Annotated in this window: 15 protein-coding genes; 11 read left to right on the forward strand and 4 right to left on the reverse strand. The window is 44.5% G+C overall.

All coding sequences use genetic code 11. The annotated features are described in order from the left end of the window. Positions 1–242: 242 nt before the first annotated feature. The gene (locus ASL11_RS09355) at positions 243–1,142 is read left to right on the forward strand and encodes a DUF3048 domain-containing protein (protein ID WP_268796190.1); all 900 of its coding nucleotides are present in this window, start codon (positions 243–245) and stop codon (positions 1,140–1,142) included. A gap of 92 nt (positions 1,143–1,234) precedes the next feature. Beyond that, complete coding sequence (locus ASL11_RS09360; RefSeq protein ID WP_056612819.1) at positions 1,235–2,638, forward strand: ABC transporter substrate-binding protein; 1,404 nt, start codon at positions 1,235–1,237, stop codon at positions 2,636–2,638. 358 nt (positions 2,639–2,996) lie between these two features. Here ASL11_RS09360 and ASL11_RS09365 read toward each other — a convergent pair whose 3' ends face one another. Then, positions 2,997–5,153, reverse strand: a complete 2,157-nt coding sequence (locus ASL11_RS09365) for a helix-turn-helix domain-containing protein (RefSeq protein WP_056612821.1) — start codon at positions 5,151–5,153, stop codon at positions 2,997–2,999. A gap of 306 nt (positions 5,154–5,459) precedes the next feature. On the opposite strand from ASL11_RS09365, the gene ASL11_RS09370 reads away from it, so the two are divergent. After that, on the forward strand, positions 5,460–6,629 hold the full coding sequence (locus ASL11_RS09370) for a HupE/UreJ family protein (protein ID WP_056612824.1): 1,170 nt from the start codon (positions 5,460–5,462) through the stop codon (positions 6,627–6,629). Positions 6,630–6,677: 48 nt separating this feature from the next. Next, positions 6,678–12,749 (forward strand): S-layer homology domain-containing protein, encoded by a 6,072-nt coding sequence (locus ASL11_RS09375; protein WP_056612826.1) that lies wholly within the window; start codon positions 6,678–6,680, stop codon positions 12,747–12,749. 91 nt (positions 12,750–12,840) lie between these two features. On the opposite strand, the gene ASL11_RS09380 is transcribed toward ASL11_RS09375, so the two are convergent. Then, on the reverse strand, positions 12,841–13,467 hold the full coding sequence (locus tag ASL11_RS09380; protein ID WP_056612827.1) for a hypothetical protein: 627 nt from the start codon (positions 13,465–13,467) through the stop codon (positions 12,841–12,843). A 238-nt stretch (positions 13,468–13,705) separates the two neighbouring features. Between ASL11_RS09380 and ASL11_RS09385 the strand changes: the two genes are divergently transcribed. From ASL11_RS09385 to rlmD, 4 genes are all read left to right on the forward strand, one after another. Continuing rightward, on the forward strand, positions 13,706–13,996 hold the full coding sequence (locus ASL11_RS09385; protein ID WP_056612830.1) for a YerC/YecD family TrpR-related protein: 291 nt from the start codon (positions 13,706–13,708) through the stop codon (positions 13,994–13,996). Between the two features lie 139 nt (positions 13,997–14,135). Further along, entirely contained in the window at positions 14,136–14,918 is a 783-nt protein-coding gene (locus tag ASL11_RS09390) for a sirohydrochlorin chelatase (RefSeq protein ID WP_056612832.1), read from the forward strand. Between the two features lie 52 nt (positions 14,919–14,970). Further along, a complete protein-coding gene (locus ASL11_RS09395) occupies positions 14,971–15,900 on the forward strand; it encodes a diacylglycerol kinase (RefSeq protein WP_235550432.1) in 930 nt (309 codons plus the stop codon). A gap of 92 nt (positions 15,901–15,992) precedes the next feature. Then, positions 15,993–17,543 carry a 23S rRNA (uracil(1939)-C(5))-methyltransferase RlmD gene (gene rlmD, locus ASL11_RS09400; RefSeq protein WP_082595344.1) on the forward strand — a complete coding sequence of 517 codons (1,551 nt, stop codon included), beginning with the start codon at positions 15,993–15,995 and terminating at the stop codon, positions 17,541–17,543. A gap of 426 nt (positions 17,544–17,969) precedes the next feature. On the opposite strand, the gene ASL11_RS09405 is transcribed toward rlmD, so the two are convergent. Further along, positions 17,970–18,896 carry a hypothetical protein gene (locus ASL11_RS09405; RefSeq protein WP_056612835.1) on the reverse strand — a complete coding sequence of 309 codons (927 nt, stop codon included), beginning with the start codon at positions 18,894–18,896 and terminating at the stop codon, positions 17,970–17,972. Further along, positions 18,893–21,658: an AAA family ATPase gene (locus ASL11_RS09410; RefSeq protein ID WP_162261628.1), complete on the reverse strand. Its 2,766-nt coding sequence runs from the start codon at positions 21,656–21,658 to the stop codon at positions 18,893–18,895. Before ASL11_RS09410 ends, ASL11_RS09405 begins: the two co-directional genes overlap by 4 nt. Before the next feature lie 536 nt (positions 21,659–22,194). Here ASL11_RS09410 and ASL11_RS09415 point away from each other — a divergent pair. From ASL11_RS09415 to ASL11_RS09425, 3 genes are all read left to right on the forward strand, one after another. Further along, the gene (locus tag ASL11_RS09415; RefSeq protein ID WP_056612839.1) at positions 22,195–22,479 is read left to right on the forward strand and encodes a hypothetical protein; all 285 of its coding nucleotides are present in this window, start codon (positions 22,195–22,197) and stop codon (positions 22,477–22,479) included. A 534-nt stretch (positions 22,480–23,013) separates the two neighbouring features. Beyond that, positions 23,014–24,009 (forward strand): HNH endonuclease, encoded by a 996-nt coding sequence (locus ASL11_RS09420; protein ID WP_056612841.1) that lies wholly within the window; start codon positions 23,014–23,016, stop codon positions 24,007–24,009. A gap of 154 nt (positions 24,010–24,163) precedes the next feature. Next, positions 24,164–25,420 carry a DNA cytosine methyltransferase gene (locus ASL11_RS09425; protein WP_235550429.1) on the forward strand — a complete coding sequence of 419 codons (1,257 nt, stop codon included), beginning with the start codon at positions 24,164–24,166 and terminating at the stop codon, positions 25,418–25,420. Positions 25,421–25,463 lie beyond the last annotated feature (43 nt).

Consider the following 25,463-nt stretch of genomic DNA (forward strand, 5'->3'; position numbering starts at 1 on the left):
TAACTATCTAGCATATACTTCTCAGAGATCGATAGTCCACGAGAAGAAGAGGTGCAGCCCTTTTGATAACACTGCCGTTAATCCGTAAAAGAACTCTGAGCACATGGCTCATACTTGGATGCTCTGTCCTAACCCTTGCTGGTTGTAGTGATGCGACTTCCGTTATATCAACGGTCACTCCGGAAACCGTCCCTGTGACGACTACGGTCAGCCCAACGCCTGCGACGCAGCATACTACAACGGTGGAAACGCAGCTCCCTTACAAATTCCCGTTAACCGGCTTGCCAGCCGATCACGAAGTGAAGACCCGTCCCTATATGGTCATGGTCGAAAATGCGCCGCAAGCCCGGCCCCAAACCGGCCTCGATCAGGCCGACATCGTCTATGAAATCCTTGCCGAGGGCGAAATCACTAGATTCGTCTCGGTGTTCCAGAGCCAAGCTGCTGAAGCGATCGGTCCCGTGCGCAGCATTCGGCCTTATTTTGTAGAGATCGGCGATGCGCTGGATGCCATTATTGTACATGCTGGATGGAGCCAGGATGCGATGGATATGATGGCAGGCCGCAATCTGGCCCATCTCGATGAGGTCTATGGCGATGGCGCCTACTATTGGCGCTCCACGGATCGGAAGCCACCGCACAATCTATATACCTCTGTGGATAAAATGAAAAAAGGTGCCGAGGCGCGCAAGTTCCGCACCGAGTGGAACGGGCCTTTGCTCACATTCGCCAAGGCAGGACAGGGCAAACTCACGGGCGCAGCCGTTCATTATATTCAAATTCCTTATCTCATGGGGTATTTCGCTTCGTATGATTATGATGCTGCCAAGGGTGTCTATATGCGTTCGATGGAAGGGAAACCACATCTCGACAAGGAAACTGGCAAGCAGCTGCTGACCAAGAATCTGCTTGTCCTAGAGAGCAAGCATCAGATCATCGACAAAGAAGGGCGCCGAATTGTCGATGTGTTCGGGCCGAACAAGGGCGTGATCTTCCAAGAGGGCTTCTCCCAAGCGATCACATGGGAACGCAAAAACGGCATGCTCCGCGCCTACGCCAGCGATGGCAAGGAAGTGCCGCTGCTGCCGGGCAACACGTGGGTGCAGATCGTGCCAGAGGGGACGAAGTTGAAGGTGGAGTAGTTATGTTTCATGATGTTTAACAATCCCTTTACATTCCCTTAATCACAGGCAAACACTGAGAACCTATGATTACAAGTCATAGGAGGGATAAGATGAAGCTATTTCAACGTAAAATTTCGATACCCGCTTATTTCATCATCATTGTGCTGGTGTTCGGCCTATTGGGCGTTTATTCGGTGTGGGGGCAACAAGATGTGGTGAAGGGCACGGTGGCAGGGAATGCCGCTGAGGCTGCTGAAGTTGGTGACGTTGAACCATTGGTTAATGGCGTTAAGAAAGTAGTCTGGTGGCACTCCATGAGCGGCGAGAACGGTCAAGTGGTGGACAGGCTCGTAACAAGTTTCAATGCTGCACATAAGGATATTAAGGTGGAGGCTGTGTTTCAGGGCTCCTACTTCGATAGTTTGACCAAGTTGAAAGCGTCCATTGGTTCCAATCTGGGACCAACCATGATGCAGGTGTATGATATCGGAACGCGTTACATGATCGATTCTAAGGCGATCACGCCGATTCAGAACTTCGTAGATCAAGACAAGTATGATGTGTCCCAAATGGACGAAGCCATACTCAATTATTATCGGGTGGCGAATACGTTGTATTCGATGCCTTTTAACACATCTAACCCGATTCTGTATTACAACAAAGATCTGTTCAAAGCTGCGGGATTAAACCCAGATAAACCACCAGTTCTCTATACAGACCTTGCCCAAGTGGCGAAAAAGGTAACAAGAGACGGTGTAGCCGGCGCCTACTTCGGCACGCACAGTTGGTACATGGAACAGCTTATTGCCAATCAGGGCGCTGAGCTGGTGAACTTGGGTAACGGGCGCGATGGCATAGCAACGGAGTGGCAGTTGAATGATGAAGCGGGTGTTAAGGCGCTTACTTGGTGGAAGGGGTTAATTGACAGCAAGGCGGCCATTCACTCAGCCGGTAAGAGTGATGAATCTAAGAGAATGTTCGCCGAAGGGAAGGTCGCTATGATCTTCGATACAACGGCAGGGCTGCGAGATATCCTCGATTCCGTAGATGGCAAGTTCGAAGTTGGAACAGGCTTCTTCCCCAAGCCAGCCGAAGGCGTTGGCGGTGTGGTGGTAAGCGGGGCAAGCAACTGGATCCTGAACAACAAGTCGGATGCGGAGCAGCAGGCGGCATGGGCATTCATGAAGTATTTGTCCGAGCCTGAGCAGCAGGCGTTCTTCCATGTCAACACAGGCTATTTCCCCATTACAGAGAAGGCATATGAGCTGCCGATCGTGCAAGACAATATGAAACAGTTCCCACAGTTCAAGACCGCCATTGATCAGCATAGTGCTGCCAAGCAGAATCTAGCGACACAAGGTGGTGTTCTGGGGGTTTATCCAGAAGCGAGAAAGCTGACGGAGAATGCCATCGGGCAGGCGCTAAGCGGAGAGAAAACACCGCAGGAAGCTCTCGACGCAGCAACCGTAGCAATTAACGCCAAAATTGATGCGTATAATAAGACGTTGAAATGAAGTAATGGAAGCCGCGCGAACCGGCTCCATTGGGAGTACTGTAAGTCGAAAAAATCGACTTACAGCGCCGAATCTCGCTCCATGGGGCTCCCTAAGTCGAAAAAATCGACTTACAGCGCCGAATCTCGCTCCATGGAGCTCTCTAAGTCGAAAAAATCGACTTACAGCACCGAATCTCGCTCCATGGAGCTCTGTAAGTCGAAAAAATCGACTTACAGCATCGAATCTCGCTCGTTGGAGTCCCCTAAGTCGAAAAAATCGACTTACAGCACCGAATCCGTCTCCATTGGACTCCTCCCTCTCGTCCAACAGCATACGCTACACACCAAAAACCCTGAGGCAGAGCCTCAGGGTTTTCTCATGCTCTTTTATCAAGCAAATGTGTCCTACGGTACTCGCCAGGCGAAGAGCCTGTGCGGTTCTTGAACATGCGATTAAACGAGGAGATGTTTCGGTAGCCGACTTGAATGCCAATGTCTTGAATGTTCGAGTCGGTATGGACCAGGAGCTCTTGCGCGTAACCTACGCGTCGATCATGCAAATGTTCCATGAAATTGGCTCCGGTTTTCTCTTTGATATAAGTAGAAAGGTAGGAACTGCTTAGCGTTAGTTGATCTGCGAGAACATCGAGTGAAAGATCCTCCGCATACTGATCCTTAATGACGTTAAGCACATGATCAATGATGGGATCATTCGTCTCTTTCTTCTCACGGATGAGCTGAGATACGATACGGAAATAAGTTTCAAATGTTCTCTTATACTCGTCCAACGTACAGCATTCCTCTAATTGAAGCAGGATGGACCTCAGCTGCAACGTATCGTCAGGTTGAACTTTGTAATGGTCTAGCACCATTTTGGCCTTATCGGTTACAGCAAGCACCATATGCTTAAACATATCCACAGATGCTTCTTTCTGGTCAAGCTCATCTAACCACGGAAGAAAGAGGTCGAGCGTTTCCTGCTCCTTGCCGGATTTCAGCGCTGTGGTCAATTCTTGCTCCTGTGTGAGAGTAAGGAAGTACGTAGCGCGATCTGAACGATACTCAACGACAATTTGCGTTTCTTCCAGTAAACGGGCTTGCGCAGCTAATTCATTCACTTGTCGGTAGGCATGACCGAACTGCAGAGAATGCTCGAACGCCGAACTGATGGCGGCAGTCACTAAACAGTATTGCCGGTCTTCGTCTAGAACGCGCTTCAACTCTTCGAGCATTCCAAGGATGCGTTCACGCTCATTGCCAGGGAACACCGTTAGAAACTGATGATGTTCCATCTGCAACGTATGGGAATCAGGAAACCGTTCCTCTGTTACACGTTTGATCTGCTCGCCGATCGTTTGCGAGATGTGTTCTCTGCTCATCGGGACTTCTATGAAAGCAGGCGAACGGAAGCGCAGCTCGTACAGCGCGATAGTGTAAGTTCCCTCGGTGCCTTGAATATGCTGCCATTCATCAGGGTCAGGATGGATATTCTTCAGCTTATTCATGAAATGATAGTTGATTAACTCCGATTGTTGTTCCTGCAGTTCCTGCTGAATTTCACCTTTTTCTTGGATCAATTGGCGGACGGGTCTATGGATTCGTTTACTAAAAAAGACAGAGACGACGAAGGCGATGGCAATAGAAGCGCCCAACAGAATCATCATGAGATTGTCCAAACGAAGAATTCTGGATGTGAATTCGGGACTCGTCATTTTCATGACGTAACGTAAACCGTCTTCATCTTGATACTCAATATTTACCGGCTCATGGAGCTGGCTGGACTCTTTATCTGTCTTATCTGTCTTATCTGACTTATTTGTCTCATTTGTCGAATAAATAACTGTTTGGTTCGGTCCTAATATCGTGATGTCCAGATCGGGCGTTTCCTTCAGAATCGCGTCACGCAAACGATTGCCGTCGATCATCGCAATCATCATATTGTCAGCTAGTGCAGGCTTAATGGAATAAGGAATTAACATTCTTCCTGTTGATTCACCTGATGATGATGGGCTCCCAAATATAGCCCCCGGATGAAGGACATAATTGTCACTGCGATCAAACTGCGATTGCCAGTAAGAGAGCGGATATAGGGAGCTTTGGTAGATGCTGCTGAATAAATCGACTGTTGTGCCAGGACCGAGCTTGCTCAGAGCAAGACTTGTGGATCGGAACATAAGGATCAAATTATCGACATAAAGCTCCGAATCGCTTGCGATGCTCTGCATGTCCAACACAATAGGACGGGTAGAAAGAGACTCGGGATCCTTCTTTAAAATCACTTGATTGTTAAGTGTAATGACCGTCTTTTCAGTAAATTGCTTATATAAAGCTTCTCGCACTTTATCCAATTGAAATTGATAGCGCTCAGCCACTTTCTGCAGGGTAAGACGATTCTGTGCCATCATCTCGCTGCGGAGGTGGTTTTTGACGAGCCAAAAAATCAAGAGATTAAACGAGCAGAAGATGAGAATCAAGATCATAAAGCTGGCTAGGATGTTTCGAAAAAGGGATCTCTGTATCGAGAAAAGTTTCATAAGTCGCAGGCTCCTTCTGATTGTTCCGCTGCCATGCTTCCGGCGAGTTATATACCTCAATTGTAGATGAAATCTGGCGTGAAGGGTATGGGCTTTTTATTGGAAGCTGGGCACTTTTATGTATTTTTCGCTTTATAAAAGCTTAAAAGAAGAATCGTAACAATCGCGCAGGAACGCAAATCATGTGTATAGGCAAGCCGTGAGGGGCTGGATATGATGGGCATGTATCAACGGAAGCTCATGGGAAGGAGAGCCAGGTATGGCGGTAAAAAGTAAGTGCAAATGAATCAATAAGGGGAAGAACACATGCGCAGTAGAACAGAGTTGAACATTAGGAAGAGCTTCTTCGTGTTCCTTTTGGCGGTCATCGTTAGCATAAGTGTAGCTAGTACGGTAGGAGCGCATGCTTCTTCGAGCGGTTACTCTGATATACAAGTAGGCTCAGATACGATGCAGTATCATCTATCTTTAGTCGAACACGACCTTCTACAAATCTTTCCTGATAAAGCAGATGGCGGAGACAAGATAAGTGATAAACAATTATCAACCTCTTTGGAAGCATTAACCAAGCTAGTTGATGACGGCATTATTGTGACGGGGGATGGCAAGGTTGGAACGGCGGTCGTTGTTAGCGCTAAGCATGAGAAACGCGCCAGCATGGATATGATTGGCATTGATATCCGATATAAATTCGCCGCTCCAGTGAAGCAGTATCTCGTGCAATATAACTTCTTCTGGTACAGCGGGGTCGATCCAGCCCATAGCAACTATGCCACGATTCAGGTGGGAGGCCAGACGATTCAGCAAGTACTTGGCAGTCAGAATTATATTGTGCAGATCCAAGGTCCTGGGGCTGGTTCAGGAAACCCGACCATGGCGTCAGCGCCTGCTAGCAAGCCTGCGGTCGATATTACAGCCAGTCATTCCTGGCAGAATACGCTAAAGACCTACGTCCTTATGGGGATGAAGCACATCTGGTCAGGGCTTGATCACATGCTGTTTCTATTCGGGTTGCTGCTGGCTTCTGAACAAAAAGTGTCCAAAATTGTAAAGTTGATTACGGCTTTTACGGTAGGTCATTGTATCACGCTGGTCCTATCCTCGCTGGAGATCGCTTATCTGTCACCCAAGATTGTCGAGCCTCTAATTGCGCTTAGCATTTTGTATATTGCCTTTGAGAACATATGGAAGAAAAAAGAGAGCGCACGTGTAACGGTCACCATGCTGTTTGGGTTAATACACGGCTTTGGATTCGCTGAAGTGCTGCGAGGCACACTGTCTGGGCAAATGGTGCTGCCATTATTCTCATTCAATCTAGGCGTTGAAATTGGACAACTTGTCGTTGTAGCGATTGTGATACCAGTTCTGCTGTTGCTGCGCCGCGTGCCGCTGAAAATCAATTGGAATTTATATGCTTCAGGAATCATTGGTGTATTCGGGCTGTACTGGCTTATTGAGCGAATTATTTCCCAATAGATAGAGATTGTTAATAACGATCATTTGATAATGAGAGGGCGTTAATACGTGTATAAAAAAGGTTTAAAACGATTGGTTTCCGGGATGACCGTATTCGGAATGATGTTCAGCATGCTGGCCCCCATGGCGAATGCGGTGGACAACGATATACAAGTGAATGACGTAGACTATTCGAAGGTGCCTAAGTTGCTGATTACGGAGTTAGTGCCAGATACAACAAATGTGGGCCCTTCAGATGGCTATGAGTTTATTGAAGTGTACAACAATTCAGACAGAACACTGGACTTCAAAGATTACAACTTGGTTTATCGTAATGCAGGAGCAGACACAATCTGGCCGGCTTCCTATAAACAAGTACCATACGGGAGTATGCCGATTCCATCACAATCCTCCATCGTATTTTGGGTAACGAATGCAGATAATGTGGAAGAAACACCAGCAAAGTTTAATAGTACCTTTACTTCCAACCTCCAAGAAGGTGTGAACCTTTTCCGCGTGGAAGGCGGGGGAGGCATGCATAACAGCAGTCCTAGGAGCTTGGTTATCCAAGAGAAAACCGGCAGCGATATTTCCATTGCTAGTTATCAAAATGATAATCAAACGAAACCAAATAAAGGTATTTTCTATAAGTCTCCTGTAGATGGCTCAAAAAATATGGTGATGTACGGTTCAGGTGAAGATACAACTCCAGCTAATGCAACGCCAGGCGTTGTGGATCCCACTCAAGTTCCAACGATCCCACGGACTTATTCAGAGCCTCCGTTAATTAACCATACGCCGGTTACGCAAGCGGATCAAAAGTTGGATGTAACGCTGCAAGCTCAAATCTCCAATCCTGAGCAGAGTGAATCCGTATCCGCGGCTGTTTATTTTAAAACAGGTTCTCAAGCTGCGTATGATTCGGTACCTATGACGGTACTAGGCAGCACCCAGTATCAAGCTACGATACCTAAGGAAAAGCTGACCGATACGCCATTGAAGTACTACGTTCAGGCCGATGACGGTTTTAGTACGATACGATCGAACGTGTATAGTGCGACCGTGGCTATTGATAAAACGGATTTCACCAAGATCCCATCGCTTCTGGTTACAGAAGTTGTACCCGATTCTACGAATGTGGGCACAGCAGATGGCTATGAGTTTATTGAAGTGTACAACAATACGGATAAAGCCATTAATTTCAAAGATTATCAATTGATCTACCGCTACACGGATACTGGACCTGATGCAGATGTCATTTGGCCAGCAGACAAAGAAGACATGATCATTCCTTCGAAAGGTACGCTAGTCTTCTGGGTGATCAACGCGCAGAATGCGAATACGCCTGCAGCAGACTTCAATACCACCTACGGCACGAATTTGGTTGAAGGCACCAATCTTGTACGCATACACAACGACGGTATGGCAAATGGGTCCAATCGTGGCATTCTCATTGCGACGAATACAGGCGTTGAAGTCTCATCAGCTTATTACGTAACTGGAGATGCGAAGGCGAATAAAGGAATCTTGTATAAATATCCAGTTGACGGCAAAACAACGATGACGAAATATAGCGCAGGGTTAGTGGCTGCGACACCAGGAAAGCTTGACCCGACTCAAGCGCCGATCCAAAGTGTGATTGTGAAGCCCGATACAACCAAGCCTGTAATCTCTGATTTGACCAAAGAGACCGAAATTGAGCAATCCAAGGATCTTGAAATCATCGCGGATGCCAAAGATGAAACATCGTTAAAGACAGTTGCGCTTTATTATAAAACGGAGAAACAGCCGAATTATTCGAAGAAATATTTGAAAGAAAGCTTCGCAGATACGTTATATCATTATACGGTTTTCTCACCTGAGCTTATCGGTAATGCTTACATGGAGTATTACTTTGTTACTTCGGATGGCGTGAATGAAACCACGACGAGTACGAAGCGCGTTGCCATTACGGGAGGCTCGGATCACTCAGCTCTGCGTCTTAATGTGAAAGACGGCGATGTGATTGCCAAACCCAAAGTGATTAAAGGAACAGGCGAAGGGTTAGGTGCGGATGACCTGAAGCTTGCCATTGATGGCAAAGAATTAACGCAATCTACCTATCATGCTGTTGAACATGACGCGTATATTGCATTCGAAGTAACGGGTGTAAATTACTATTTTAAAAACGCCATCACGCAAGATAAGGACATTCTCTTTACGTTCCAAGACACTGTGAATAGCTACACAACACTGTCTACGACGATTCAAGCGGACAGATTGAAGGAAGGCAGCAACTTATTTTCCATCCGAGCGGGTTCGAAAGCTTCACCTTTCGATGATCGACCAGCGGAGAATAAAGATAATTTTGACGTGAAGAACGTACGTTTAGTACTGGCTGATGGTACGGTGATTTATGATGCGAAGAACAATGATCCGGCCAAGGTTATTAAAATGGGAGATTCTTCAGGGAAACCGCCAGTTGTCGATTTCGATTTCGTCATTCCAGCAGAGAAATTGGCATCCAAGGCTTATGTTTGGGACACCACATCTACGAATGATGGTCAACATCAGATTACGGTGAGCCATGGCAATGACAAGGCTGCTACATCAACAGTGACAGTCGATAATACAGCTCCAGTCATCAAACCTTCAGTTGAAGAAGGCGTTATGTACCGTGGCGACTTTAACCTGGATGCGGTCATATCTGACGCACTAGCTGGTGTTGACAAGGTAGAGACTACGCTCGACACACTACCAATCACATTGCCATATGCCACATCATCTGCAAAGCTTCCAGGTGGGATGCATGTATTCAGCATCAAGGCTGTGGATAAAGTAGGTAACGTACAAAATGTGACGATCAATTTCGAGGTACCGAATGAAATCCCGAATTTGCCGGAACAATTGACACCAGGGCAAGGCGCTGTTGACGTAGATCGTAATGCTCCTTTGAGTGTTAAAGTATCGGATCCCATGAATGATGAAATGAACGTAAGCTTTAACCAAGGTTTTAAATACGATGCCAGCGTGCAGGGGCAATTTGCCGGGTTCCGCAACGCAGTAGACACGGAGCCTCCTAGACAGGAAAAGCCGGATGGTGAAACCGCATTTTCACAAGAGGATTATACTAAAATTAGTGCCTTGGACGGGCAGTATCTGGTCGATGATTCTGACGAGAAATTCCCGTATCAGCGATTTGAAATCTCGTTGGACGATGCGATCAAGAGCACAGATAAAGTGGAAATTAACTGGAAAGGCAAGTCGCTAGAAGGCCGAAAAGTTACTTTATATGCTTGGAGTCCTAGCGGTCAAAAATGGAACCTACTAAAGACTGTTATAGCTGGTACAGCTGATTTCGAGCTGCAAGCTACCGTAGCTGCGGGTACGTATGCCAACAATAAGAAGATTCAAGTGATGGTTCAGGATGAAATTGCAGCAGCGCCAGCTCAAGCGAATGCCGATGCGACAGCCGATTATGATTTCTCCTTTGTATGGATGTCGGATACACAGTATTACTCCAGAACCTATCCGTATATCTATCAAGAGATCGTGAAATGGATTGCTGATCATAAAGTAGATAATAAAATTAAATATGTGATTCATACCGGTGATATCGTAGATATCGCAGACCAAGAATATCAATGGATAGAAGCAGATAAAGATATGAAGGTTTTGGAAAAGGCCAACATTCCTTATGGGGTACTGGCGGGTAATCATGACGTGGGCCATCAAAACAATGATTACAGTTACTATTCCAAATGGTTCGGGGAAGATCGCTTCAAGGATCAGCCAACGTACGGCGAATCCTACGAAAATAACAAGGGACATTATGACCTTGTATCCTCCAACGGTAATGATTTTATCATCGTTTACATGGGTTGGGGCTATGGTGACAAAGAGATTGACTGGATTAACGAGGTTTTGAAAAAGTACCCGAATCGGAAAGCGATCTTGAACTTCCATGAGTTCATGTTAGTTTCCAATAACCGCGCGCCGATGGCGGAAAAAGTATTCGAACGTGTTATCAAACCGAATAAGAACGTTATTGCGGCGCTTTCTGGCCATTATCACGATGCGGAGCTGAAAGTCGACGCGATTGATGATAACAATGACGGAGTAGCCGATCGTAACGTGTATCAAATGCTTGCTGACTACCAAGGTGCACCAGAAGGTGGACTTGGATATATCAGACTCATGCAGTTTGACATGGCACATGGCAAAATCAACATGAAGACTTATTCACCGCATTTGGATGATTACAATTACTATGATCCAGCCGAGTATCCTGGCAAAGATGAGTTTTCCATCGATTTGAATTTGCAGCCTGTTACGAAACGCGTTGCTACGGACTATTTCGGAGTGAACGTCTATACGGATAATGTGATCGGCAGCATGAATCATGTGAAGAGCGGTGAGGTTGCTGGAGTCATCTGGAAAAATCTAGCGCCACTGACTAGCTACCAATGGTATGCTGCAGCCACAGATATGTATGGCGGGGTGAAGAAGTCAGATATTTGGAAATTGACTACGGGGACAACATCGACTGAATATATGACCGGTCTAAGTCTCAGCAGCGGAGATCTGAACGAGCCCTTCTACTTCTCAAGAACAAACTATACGCAAAGTGTGGTTAACAGTGTTGATAGCTTGACAGTCACACCAACGCTTACCAACGAAATAGCAAGCGTAACGGTGAACGGAAAAACGGTACGAAGTGGTCAAGCGAGTGAAGAGATTCCGTTAAGCCTAGGAGACAATACGATTACGATTGTCCATACAGCGGCGGACAGTTCGACCAGAACGTATACAGTCCATGTTACAAGGATGAGCAACAATGTCTTGCTTTCCAACATCGCTGTCAATCAAGGTAGCTTGAATCCGGCATTCTCTGCGTCCCAACGCGATTATGCGGTAGGAGTATCTAACTCCGTCTCAGAGGTAAATCTATCCATAACTAAAGAGGAACTCTATCAAAAGCTTACCGTAACAGGTGCCGAGTATACAGCTGTCACAGACAATGTTTATGCCTACAAAGCGGCTAATCTAAAGGTCGGGGCCAACCCGATTGAAATTATGGTCGAAGCGCAAGATGGTACGAAGAAGCCGTATAACCTGACGGTATACCGTGCTGAAGATTCTTCATCGGAACCCTATTATCCAACACCACCAACGACACCGATTGACGATAAAGTGACCTCGACAGATGGTACTTTAACACTTCCAATTGGAAAAACGGGCGAAGTGAGTTATAAGGACGAGGTTTCGGTCTTGATTCCAGCGAATGCTTCTATGAAAGAATTAAAGTTAACCATCGAAAAATTGTCAGGAACAGATAACCTATTAACGAATCATGAAGTTCTAGCAAGTCCAGTTTATGAGATTCTCAAAAACTTTACAGAGAACTTCAGTAAACCAGTCACATTGACGTTCGCTTTCGATCCTACAAGTGTCAAAGCCGATCAACGAGCATCCGTCTTCTATTTCGATGAAGTCAATCAGAAATGGGTGGAAGTCAAGGGTGGTAAAGTCAATGGTAATCACATTACTGTAGACGTTAATCACTTCACAAAATATGCGGTCATGGCTACACCGAAAGAAGATGGTAAGCCAATAACCGACAATCCTGGAACAGATGGAACCAATTTGACTGATATTAAAGGACATTGGGCAGAGGCTAACATTCGTGAATTGATTGGGCAGGGAGCGATCAATGGCTATCCAGATGGCACCTTTAAACCGGAAGGCCGCATTACAAGAGCTGAATTCGTCTCCATCGTTGTTAAATTCTTAAAGCTCGGTGATCAGGGCGATAAAACATTCAGCGATACCACAAATCATTGGGCTAATAAAGCCATTGCCACAGCGGCAGCTAATGGGATCATCTCAGGGTACACAGATACGACGTTTGGTCCGGATGATACGATTACCCGAGAGCAAATGGCTGTAATAATTGTACGTGCAGCACATATGAATGATAAAGGCACAGAAGGCATGGGATTCACCGATATTTCAGCTATATCGGAGTGGGCACAGGCGGCAGTAGCTGTCTTGACTTCGAAGGGGTTATTGAATGGTTACCAAGACGGCACCTTGAAACCGCAAGGGATATCAACGCGTGCAGAAGCTTCAGCAATCATTTTAAGATCATTGAAAAAATAGCAACATGTAAAGAGGCTCCTCCGTCTATGAAGACGGGGAGCCTTTTACGAATGAGTTGGCTTAGATGAGATGAGAAAAGAAGAGAAGACAACTATCTGCGCTTGCGCTTAGCCGTGCCAGATGTGGAGCGGCCTTTGCGTCTTTTACCTGTGCCGGATTTCTTACGGCGTTTGCGCTTCGGACGGAAGACTTCCTCTACGTCGCCAGAAGCAACCTTTCCTTTGCCGATAGAGCCAAAGAGGGTCTTCACCATCGGTGCCATTTGCTGAAACGTCGACATGAACTTCTGAACCTTGCCCATCGTGCCGATGATGCCGTCAATACCACCCATCCGCTCGACGAAGCCGGAGATTTGCTTCATATTTAAGCCGCTCAGCGGGTTCGAAGAACCTCCAGCGGCACCACCACCACCGCCAAGGAGATTGCTTAGGAAGTTACCGCCACCACCACCACCGGTATTTCCGCCGCCACCGCCAAATAAACCACCGCCTGCGTTGCCACCACCGCCGCCAAAGAAGCCACCACCAGCATTGCCACCTGCTGGAGGGCCGCCGAAGAAGCCGCCTCCGCCTTCAAAGCCGCCGCCACCACCGAAGGGATTGCCACCGCCTAAGCCTGGGTATTGACCGAAGCCTTCACCTGGAAGGGTTAAGCTCCTTGTTTCCACTTCAGGACGATTTCCGCCATTACCAATAATTTGTTGTCTTGGGTTGGTCACTAGGATTCACGATCCTTTTTATCAGATTTGTCTCCTACAGGATATGTCACTTGCCTACCTTTGGTATGGACGAATGTCACGGGTCTTGGGGATTTGTTGCTATTTAGCCAATTAACGCATAGAAATTTTAACGTTCTGCAATCCTAAAGGAAGGAATTACCCAGCACGTGTCGAATGATACACAGGAGCTTAGAGAACCATGAAGCCAACATGCTTTTTGACCGGGAGTTGACAGCAGATGCAATTAAAAAAATTAAATGATAAAGCCATAGACCAGCTTTTTGAAGCTGTACTAACGTTGAAGGATATTGAAGAGTGTTACGTCTTTTTTGATGACTTGTGTACGGTGAATGAGATTCAGTCGCTGTCCCAGCGCCTTGAAGTGGCTCGTATGCTGCGCAAAGGGTGTACGTATAACCAGATCGAAGCAGAAACAGGGGCATCAACAGCAACCATTTCGCGGGTCAAAAGGTGTCTGAATTACGGGAACGACGGTTATGTACTGACATTGGATCGTTTGAATCGTTAAATAATAATTTGCAGAATCCTGTATTACCTCGTGTAATGCGGGGTTTTTCTCTGTTTAAGCAGGCTTCAAATTGACATAGGTGACCACTTTCGTTAGCATAGGAAGATAGGCTTAGTTCGTACGGGTGGGGGAAGTTAGAATGAAGTTGTATGGTGTGCTGGTCATTAGCCATGGATCCCGTGATGAGGGTTGGGTTCAGCTGGTCGAGGATGCCGTGAATGCGGTTCAAGTACCTGATGCCATGCCCATTTATGCATCATATTTGGAGCTCGTCGAGGGTAAATTGATACAAGATGGCATTTATAGTTTAGAGGCGCAAGGTGTGACCGATATCATCGTCGTTCCGCTATTCGTGTCCTCTGGGAGTACACATATTGATGAGATCAGCTACGCGTTAGGGGTCATTGCTGAGCCTGTGCTCGAAACCGACATGGAGCTCTTAGACATACGCGCGCGAATTCACTTCACGTCGCCGATTGATGATCATCCCGATATTGCAGCCATTCTTTATGGCAAAATCGCAGAGCTTTCCGAGTCGCCCCAGGAAGAGATTCTGCTATTGGTGGGACATGGGAGTAAGGAAGATGGCTTCCACCAGAAGTGGCGCCAAGGACTTACGCAGCTCGCGGAGCGGGTTAGAACGCTGGGCGGCTTCGCCGAAGCGGATATTGCTATGCTTTTGCCAGATCAACTAGTAGAGAAGATGGCCTGGTGGGCCCGCGAGAAGCCAGCGTATAAGGTGATAGTAGCACCGCTGTTTCTAAGTGAAGGGTATTTTACACATAAAGTGATTCCTTCCCGTTTGGAAGGGTTCGCATATAAGTATCATGGACGGGCCTTGTTGCCGAGTCCGCAAATTTCCAAATGGATGGAGGGGCAGATTGCCTCCGTATTCCCAAACGATGAACAGGGGATGACATAGAGTGGTCAAACGAGCACGATTGATCTACAATCCGACTTCAGGCCGGGAAGAAATGAAGAAAAGATTGCCCGAAATTCTCCAGCGCTTAGAGCGCGGAGGGTTTGAGACCTCCGCTCACGCGACTATCGGTGAAGGAGATGCCACACTCGCAGCGGCAGAGGCCGTGAGTCGCGGGTTCGACTTAATCATCGCGGCTGGAGGCGATGGCACGATTTGCGAAGTCGTCAACGGTATGGCCGAAAGAGAAGGCAGACCGCCGCTCGGAATTTTGCCGCTCGGGACGACGAATGATTTTGCGCGTGCGCTCGGTATCCCCAAGAACTTGGAGTATGCCTGCGACCTCATCATTCAGCAGTATTCAACCGCTATTGATGTTGGCAAAATCAACAACCGCTACTTCATCAACATCGCTGGTGGCGGCTCGATGACCGAGCTGACGTATGAAGTCCCAAGCAAACTCAAAACCATGATCGGCCAGTTGGCCTATTATATGAAGGGACTCGAGAAGCTGCCTAGGCTCAAGCCAATCGAGCTCTATATCAAAGCCGGCGATCGCGAGATGCATGAAGAAGTCATGCTCTTCCTCGTAGGCAACACCAACTCTGTAGGTGGGTTCGAGAAACTGGCACCGGAAGCCAACATTAATGATGGCATGTTCGATGTTATTATTTTGAAGAAATGCAACCTGGCAGAATTCATCCGTATCGTATCATTGGCGCTGCGCGGCGAGCATTTGAGTGATCCGAATCTGATCTATTTTCAGACCAATCATATCGAAATTAACTCCCCGGACTACGTTCAGTTGAACCTAGATGGAGAGTTTGGCGGGACATTGCCTTGCGTGATGACCAATTTGCAGAGCCATTTGCGGGTGATTGTGGATGAGTCGGGCCAGTCGATTTATAAAAAGAAGTTTCTTGATGCTTTGACCACGCCGTTTCATTTGAAGGGGCATGGAAATGGGCATGATGAGCATGAGTAGGGAAAAAGATTTCTCCCACCTTTTCATCCTCATCCCACTGCTTCGATGAAGAGATAAATGATTAATTTTAGCTAGAATTAAGTGAGGTAATTATGAAAACAAAAGGTACATCTGGCTCCGCGCCAGGTAAACATAGAGGTAGTGGCAGGTCGGGAACTGCTGGAAGAGCGGGGAGTTCGGCAGCTGGTAACAGAGGGAATGGAAACAGCAAAGGGAAGAAAGAAGTGCCATCTTGGATGGCAGGCTTGCCTGTGCAAATCGGACAGCAATACGAGGCTGAGATCATCGGGATCAGCCATGATGGCGAAGGGGTGGGCCGTGTGAACGGCTTTACCCTTTTTGTCGCGGGGGCGCTGCCAGGTGAGCGGGCGCTTGTACGCGTGGAACATTTGAAGAAACAGTATGGATATGCTGATTTGGTGGAGCTGCTGGCAGTGAGTCCGGATCGCGTAGCTCCCGACTGTGTGATTTATGATGAGTGCGGCGGCTGTCAGTTGCAGCATTTGAGCTATGAGGCGCAGCTGCGGGTGAAGCGGCAGCAGGTCGTGGATAATTTGGTGCGGATTGGGAAGTTGGCGGTACAATCTGATGAGGGTACAGAAGGAATCATTGTTCATCCTACGCTTGGGATGAGCGATCCGTGGAGATATCGGAACAAGGCTCAAGTTCCTTTTGGGGAAGAGCGGGGCGGCCTCATCGGCGGATTCTATGCGCAGGGCAGCCATCGCATCATTGATATGGAGGCTTGTCTCATTCAACACGAGGCTAACGACGAAGTCGTTGCACGTGTGAAAGAGATCGGCTCGCGCTTAGGGATTCGCGCTTACAGTGAAGAGACAGGGACTGGACTGCTGCGCCATGTCGTCGTCAAAGTCGGCTTCCGCACGGGCGAGGTCATGGTTGTTTTGGTCACCAATGGCTCAGAGATTCCGCGTGTGGATGAGTGGATTGCTGGCATTCGCGAGGCTCTGCCTGCGGTGAAGAGCATTTGTCATAACATTAATGTGAGACAGACCAATGTTATTTTTGGGGATGAGACGCGCGTCCTGTGGGGCAGCGAGGTCATCTATGACTATATCGGCGAAGTGAAATTTGCTATTTCCGCGCGATCCTTCTTTCAAGTGAACCCCGTCCAGACGGAAGTCTTGTACGGGAAAGCACTGGAGTACGCCGCGTTGACAGGCGGCGAAACGGTTGTCGATGCCTATTGCGGCATCGGCACGATCTCCCTGTTCCTGGCGCAGCGCGCGGGACAGGTGTACGGCGTCGAGATCGTCGAAGAGGCGATCTCCGATGCACGTAAGAATGCCGAGTTAAACGGCATGACGAACGTGCACTTTGAGGCAGGACCCGCCGAGGTCGTCCTGCCGGAGTGGACACGTCAGGGCGTTCGGCCTGACGTGATCGTGGTCGACCCGCCGCGCAAGGGTTGCGACCCGGCACTGCTGGCGACCATCCTCGAGCTGCGGCCGCGGCGCGTGGTGTACGTGTCGTGCAGCGCATCGACACTGGCGCGCGACCTGCGCGTGCTGGTCGATGGCGGGTACGGCGTCGCGGAGGTGACGCCGGTGGATATGTTTCCGCATACGGTGCATGTGGAATCGGTGGCATTGTTGGTGAGGGATGTTGTAGCCAACAAATAAAGACCTGACATTCAAAATAAACCAGTGACAAAAATCAAATAAAGTCCTGCTAATGCGGTAATAGGTGTGGGTAGAGGTTAAAATAGAAAGCCAAAACAACCGAGTGAAAATCAGGTCCTAACCTGAAATCACTCGGTTTTTCTTTTTGTCAGGGTAAAGGTAATTAGACAATGCAAGAAAGCAGGCTATTTTATCGCCGAGGCAAAATAATCCCTGATTATTGAAGGCTTATTTTCAATTATGAATTCAATAAATTATTCAGCTCGATCATGATCCAATTGGTTTTCCTCAATTGTTTTCCAACAACGACCTTGCGGTAGAAAGCGTGTTTTGAGAGCTGTTTTTAGCAGGGATATATCTAATATTGAACAATAATAGAAGTGCCTATGCTTACATATCAATTTCCTTTCCGTAAGAGGATTAAGTTTAATTGTAGATTTTCAGCTCCTTGTGCAGATCATGCATCATCTTTCCAAGCGGCTTTGTTCTCATCGTTTCTTTAGTGATCTTGGGACCAAAGACCATTTTCTTGATTTCCAAATCTGTCAAACCGACTCGACCCAGCATCGCTTGAAGCTCATCCTTCTGCGTTCTGTTATACATCTGTTGCTTTTCGATTAATTCAAGCACTTCATCGCCATGTATTTGATAAGCTTCGCGAATTCTCATTCCTTGCATATTGTTTTCTAGATTCCCTTTGGCTTCGATAATGATCTCCATTTCGTTTAGAGCGCTCCTATGATAGGAGAAAGTTAAGTCTTCAGCCCAGTTAATAGAGCTGTCGTATGGGGAAGCAAAGGTCAATGCCTTGCTACTCTTAACTCTATTACAATTGCCACAAACGGGAATAAGGTTGTAGAGGCAGATGGAGAACAAAGGGAAGGTGGATCTGTTGAAAAAATGATCCAGTTGTGCCCCCGAAACCTTTTCCGCTCTACAGTTAATGTAATCTCTGTTGCAATAAGGGCAGACAGTAAGACCTGCTTTCCGAACTATTCTTACACGCAACGATGTCCCACCTACGACGGAATCTGCAAGACTCGTGTAAGAGTCATGAATTGTTTTATACATCGCTCTCATCGGAGGTTTGTTTCCATTTGAATTTCTAAAACATTCCTGATTCATGATATTGATTGTCTTGCTGGCGATATATGCTTGCGCGGCTATCAAATTTTCTAATGGAGCAAGAATTAAGGACTGGAATTCGTCCTGACTACCCGTGAAAAAGTCGGATGGCATGTATTTTTTACAACTGTCCACGATCTTCCTTCGAACGGAAGTATCTATTCTATCTCCAACAGCTTTCCAATATTCATTTTTAAACGTATCCGAATAAGTTTCCAGTTGAATCATTTTCTCTCGCCCTCGCTTAACCGTCTAATCTCGCGATCAAGATCAGCCCGTTGTCGTAACAATAGTTCTAATTCAGAAGGTTCTTCTAACTTGGATGTACTGAGTGTGTCCAACAATTTTTCCCTATAGACAGGCTCGCCGATTTTATTTATCAAAAGGCGTATCTTTTTCGAATAGTCCACTGGCGCTATAGGCCCTTCAAAATATCGGCTTAACTCCTTACCGATAAGGCTTACCTCGTCTTCTTTAAGACAAAGCCAGTCAATAATCCGTTCAATCAGTTCTCGACTATACTCGCCGATAGTGTAAGACATAAAAAAGTTGTGTTTGAGCAGTTTATGAATATTTTGCCCAAAGGTTTGGTCAAACTCCTGCTGTTCTTTTGAAAGATAAGTGATATCCTCGCTGAGAATATCTGAAATCATAAATGGCGAATTCGTCGTGATCACGATTTGAATTTGGGATTCTATACTAGTGCTGTGTATGAAGTTTATGAGCATAGTAACAAACTTTCGCTGCCACTCAGGATGGTAATAGAGCTCTCCTTCATCGATGAATAGAAGCGCTGTCTCCCACTCTTGCAGCACCTCATCCTGGCTAAAGATGTTCGTTCCGATGTAAGGCCCCAAACGTTCGGCATATTTCCGATGACCTTCCAGAAACCAGTAAAGCTTTGCCAAGAAAGAAAACTTGGCGTATTGTCCCGATGAGAAGTGTTTCAGTTTGGTATCTGGCGCTGTAAAGAATGGTTGAAGAGATGCGAGCTTCTTATCTACATTCGTTGCCGTAAGCCCGACCTCTTCCAGACCGAGTAATTCGCTTTTTATCGTAAATACCTTATCTTCCGGCATATCGAAATACTTTTGCAGCTCTCCCTGTGGTAAACAGGCCAAAAATGTCAGTTGATAGCACAAGTCTCGATTGATCGATCTTAAAGGGTTATCCCACTCTGCTGATTCCATGTCTTTGCGCTTTTGTATAAAACTTGAAGCTTCTGAATAATCGGCTTGTCCAAAATGGTTAAGAGATAGGGCTAGTTTTTCTTTGTCGCTTTTGTCCCTATGTGCTATGGCTCCATCCGAAAAGAGGTTATCTTGATGAACGCTAAGCATATTCGAGAAATAGACGACTTTGCCCAATTTATTGACGGTCGTATAAGTTTTGCTATCAAATGGTTTTGCTGCCGAAGCAGTTGCATCTATAATATTGGTCAAATAATAAGGCTGATCGCCTAAGTGAAATACGACAAAAAACTCACTACCGCTGTCCAGTATACCATAGGCTTCATAATCGATTTCCTTGACATACCCCTGATTACAAGTAATTTGTTGCTCATCTATCAAGTGGAGGAGTTTGAAAAATGTACCTCTTAAAAAATCCACCGTGCTTGTTTTCCCTGTCCCATTTTTACCAACTATACAGGAGAGAGAATAAATCTTCTCTCCATAAAAATGCGAGATATCAGGTGATTCTAGCACTGAATTAAGCTCATTTGTATTTGTGTTATAGGTGAATCGGTGATCGAAATCGACCAATTGTTTGTGCAATCCTCTATATCGATGAAGGAAAAGGAGCGAAAATGTCAGACGATGATGCTGAGGGTCAGCTTGCTCGTCGTGGTCTCCGTTAATAAATTCTAACAATTTCTGATTAGCATCCATGGCACGATATTGATCTAGCATCCAATCGTTGTAAAGAAACTCAAAACGAATTTCGGTACGTGGCATATCCAAATAAGCTACCGAAACCTGTTTTTGGGCAATATGCAGACGGATGTGAATAATTTCTTTTCCATCAACAACGAATTGTCGGTCTATTGAGCATTGATGCGTCCAGTAGGCGTAAGTACTCTCTAGATAATCGTTAAAAATAAGTCCTATGTTACCTGCCTTCAGCGTTTGTGTGGAAGAGAGATAATTTCTACTAAGGTGCTCTTGATTTCCGTATTTGCTGTAAAGGTCACTGTTCATGACATTAGCTAGTATCAGACTGTCTAAGTAACTGAATTTATATGTCTGTTTCTCTTCTTCTGTCATAGAAGCGTTGTCAATGATCGTAAAAACCTGATGACGATAGACTTTCTCATTGATGATCCTGTATAACTCATATTTCTGAAGTAATTGATCAATAACGTCTATCGGCAGACGACCGATGTTCTCCTTAATTAATTCAATGCCTCTGAACGCAAAACCGGTATCGCTCGATGTCCCCGCATTGGAGACATGTCTGAATAAGGCAGATACGATATCATCTTTGTTTTCTAATAGGCTATCATTAGCGGGGTAAAACTTGCAGAGCAACTTAATGGCTTCCTGATTGTCGGAAAAACTTCCATAAAACTTGTTGTAGAATTTCACCAGGCCGGAGTAAAGCAGCTTTTCAATATACGAATCTTTTAAAATGGGAATACCCTCTGCTGAATTGTTTCCAAGAGCACTGTAGAAGCCATAAGCAATATGTCGCTGGGTCAGTAAAGTTTGATACTCTTCATACTCTTTAAGCTCGTTATGGCTTGTAATCATGGAAGAGATAAGCTGCTTGGCGAAAAATCTTACATTATTCTCGTAAGTATCTGTCACGAAGTTCTTGCGATTCTCTGCTTCAATAGCATCTTCTTCCAGAACAAATGCATCGCTGAGTATGGATAAGAGTTGTTCTATGTCCATGGAATCAATGTTTGTTAATAACGTACGCCCTTCAGGTACTTCGTTTTTAAAATAGTTAATCGTATTTTTAATCTCTGTTAACCATTGTGATGCCAATGTGAATCGCTCCTTAATGGTAATTTCGTCCATTTTACCGATAATTCTGTATTTAAATAGTATATCAAAATTTGTCATTTCGGGTATAAGAAGATCGGAAAATACAACATAACTCGACAGCAAATGCAAAACTAGAGTGTGAACTCCCTTTGATTCTAGGCAGTCCATCAAATTATTCCGCTGTGTTATGTTCAGTTCAACCAAAGAGGATCGATTTTCGAACCGGACTCAATATGATAGGCGGAAAGTATGACGGCGACAGAGTATGTATTCTAAATAGTTTTATGTTAATAATTCCGCTGGCTGTTGAGTGAATGGTTTAAAAATTAAAGACCTATTGAGATGGGGAGTGTATACTAAAGAGAAAGACCTACTCCTGATTTTATATCTAAGGCTTATAGGTGAATAAAGTTTAACAATTAGAAGGAGTTTTCTGAACAGAGGATTTATTTAAGGGATCAAGTGTAGTTGATGTAATATGTTCTAAAACTGGCTTACTCTCAATATTCTCTTTAGAGAAAGGGGGGGTGAGCAAAGTGTTAGAAGATAAATTTGATGAGATTAGTCTAAAAGAACTGGATAAGAAGTTAAAGGAAATCCAACTATGGGCAACAATGCAAAGAAGTGACGAGCATATGTTATATCATATGATTGACAACCTGTGTAGGGTAGCGGTTATGTACAATGATGTCTTAATGCAGTTACTCAGAGATGGACATATTGTAACTAGTGATCCACTAAACTATATAGAGGCGAAGTTCTCTACTCCATATAGTATTTACAAAAAAAGAATGAATATTGACAATGAACAGTATAAATAAGTGAAAGAAATCCTAAGAATTTGACCTTCACCAATGCGGTGGAGGTTTTTTAACATATACATACTGAAAAAACTGTGACTTTAATGTTGTTAATAATAGATGGGATTAATGTGCGAAAAAGGTAGTTTTGGATTGGAATAAGTCTTCTGGACCCTCCTTTTGGACCATATAAGAGGTACAAAAAAAGATCCATCCCTTTTCAAAATCACTATGTCTAAACTGATAAAACTTTTGGGAAGGGAATAAGCCAAATGTTCTTTTCAACATGTACGAATGAGGATTGGAGAAAAATATTGTTTTTTTGTAATTAGTACTAACAACTTAAGTTGCGATGGCGGTATTGCCTAATGAGTAGTTCGAAAATCTTAACATTATTGTAAACTCATAGTGGAAGAAGTGGATGAGGCGAAAAGTAACTCTTAGGCCGGCGTGACTATAAAAATAGTTCAATAGTTTTGAATTGAGGAAGGATGGATAATGTTGGGTGTCGAATAATGTAAATTAATACATATATAGTTTTAAGGGGTGAAGCTTATGTTAGAATCATTTAACTCCCTTTGCGAGTTTAGGAGACTAAATCCAGGTACTAAGGGAAGTGCAATGCTCAGTAACGACCCCGTACTAGAGGGTGTAAAAAAAGATCTATCGTCCGTAGTAGATTGGCTCAAAGATAGGTTTCAGGGTTATAAGGGTGTAACCTATACTTTTGAACAATCAAAAGGGATAGCAAGGTTTCCTAGTATATTCCATGTCTCGCTTTTACCCCCGGGTCAACAGGTCTCTAAAGGGATATATGTTGTAATTTGTTTTGATATAAAAGGAAGAGGCGCATTAATTGGTTGCGCAGAATCTAAAACAAATCCCCAAGGATTGAATAGAATTCTACGTTCAAAAAATAAAGATTTACGAATAGATGTAGATGGAAGAAGACCAACAACAAAATATAATGATGTTTTTGAGAATCCTAAAGAGTTTTATTTTGAAAGGTCCACTATAGAGGAAATAGAAGAACATTTGAAGGAATCGTTAGAGCTATGTCTTTATCATTTGAAACTAATTCAAGATAAAGAATCAGATCTTAAAATTTCGACATTAGTCCAAGCTAATTCCGATCTTCCTTTTAATCCTGAAAACATTAATAACGCAAAAGAGAAAATAGCGAGGTACATCTCATATAGAAGAGGTCAAAAGAAATTTAGAGAAAAGCTTCTTGCGGCATATAATGGTAGATGCGCAGTAACTGGCTGTGACGTTCTTGAAACCCTAGAAGCAGCACATATTGTTCCGTACCACGGCGAGGAAACAAACAATAGTACTAATGGACTGTTATTAAGAGGGGATATTCATACCTTGTTTGATCTTGGATTGATTACAATAAATTCAGGAACCTTAACAGTTAGAGTATCTAGTCAATTAAATACATCTATCTACTGGTACCTACATAATCAAAAACTGAATTTACCTGAAAAAAAGTCTCTATTCCCTAGTGAAAAAGCCATAGAATACCATAATCGTAACTTTCAAGATTAATTTTGGGAAATAATATAGGGGATAGTTTAAATGAACCTATTCAAACTTTGTAATTGAAAAAAATGATATAATAACGCATTTGTCTTTCAATCTATGAAATAAATTAATAATATGCTATCCTGGTTCTAGATAAACCATTGACAGGTGGATAGTGATGACAATGAGCAAAGAAAAAAAATATACTGTTCTAGATCTCTTTTGCGGTGCAGGCGGAATGTCAGAGGGATTCATGCAAGCGGGATTCTACATTCCATTTGCTAGCGATTATAGTAAAGAAGCAGCGGAAACGTATAAAAATCGACACGCGCAGTTAGGCCATGAGCTTACTTTCTTTCAAGGAGATATTAGAAGTCTCTCAAGAAAGCCTAATCTTGCCGAATTCTTAAATGGGGCTTCAATTGATGTAATTGTAGGAGGGCCTCCGTGCCAAGGATTTAGTCTTTCAGGGAAAAGGGATGAAAATGACCCCAGAAATAAAATGTTTCTTGAATATTTAAAAATTGTTAAGAGTGTGCAGCCAAAATATTTTGTTATGGAAAATGTTGAGGGTATTTTATCGTATAGGTTTACAAAGATTAGAGGAGTTTCTGGTAAGGTCTATATAAACGAGCTTGCGTCAAAAATTATTGAGGAAGAAGCACTTAAACTAGGCTATAGAGTCCAATGTCTTCAATTAAATGCAAAAGACTATGGTGTTCCACAGAATAGGCCGCGGGTAATTTTTATTGCAAATAAGGTTGAAAAAAAAGGTAAAGAATATATTGATGTAGTTCCTAGGCCAAGCCTCCCCAAAAAAAGAGAGAAAATAGTTACTGTTCAAGAGGCAATTTCTGATTTAAGCTTCTTGAAAAATGGAGAGAGTTCAACCAATTATAATGAAGAATATGAGCAAACTGCCTATCAATCAATGTTAAGAAATGGTCTTACTCCAGGGGCTAATAATAGAACTATAAGATGCGAAGAGTTGTTGAATCATAAAGCATCAAAACATTTAGAAAAAACGGTAGATAGATTTAACAAATTAAACCCAGGCGAGACTATTGCCGAACTATTAGGCAGACTAGATGAGATAGATCATGCTTATTATTTTACTAAGAAATATAGATGTTCTAAGTTAGATAGAGATCAAGTTTCCCCCACCGTTCTCACTCTTCCAGATGATATTATTCATTATGATGAAACGAATCCACGGATTTTAACAGTGAGGGAGTTTGCTAGACTACAATCTTTCGACGACAGTTTTGAATTTTGTGGGAAAAGAACAACGGGTGGAGAAAGAAGAAAATTTGAGACTCCTCAATATACTCAGGTCGGGAATGCAGTACCTCCTTTATTTGCTAGAGCTATTGCGGTGGAAGTAATGTGTGCTTTACAACAAATAGAGACTACCAGAGAGGCAGTAATTATTTAGAAGCAGTTTCAAGTTAAGGATTGTCTAAATGATATTTAAAAAA

This window comes from Paenibacillus sp. Soil750 (assembly GCF_001428045.1).
GTDB classification, from domain to species: domain Bacteria; phylum Bacillota; class Bacilli; order Paenibacillales; family NBRC-103111; genus Paenibacillus_E; species Paenibacillus_E allorhizoplanae.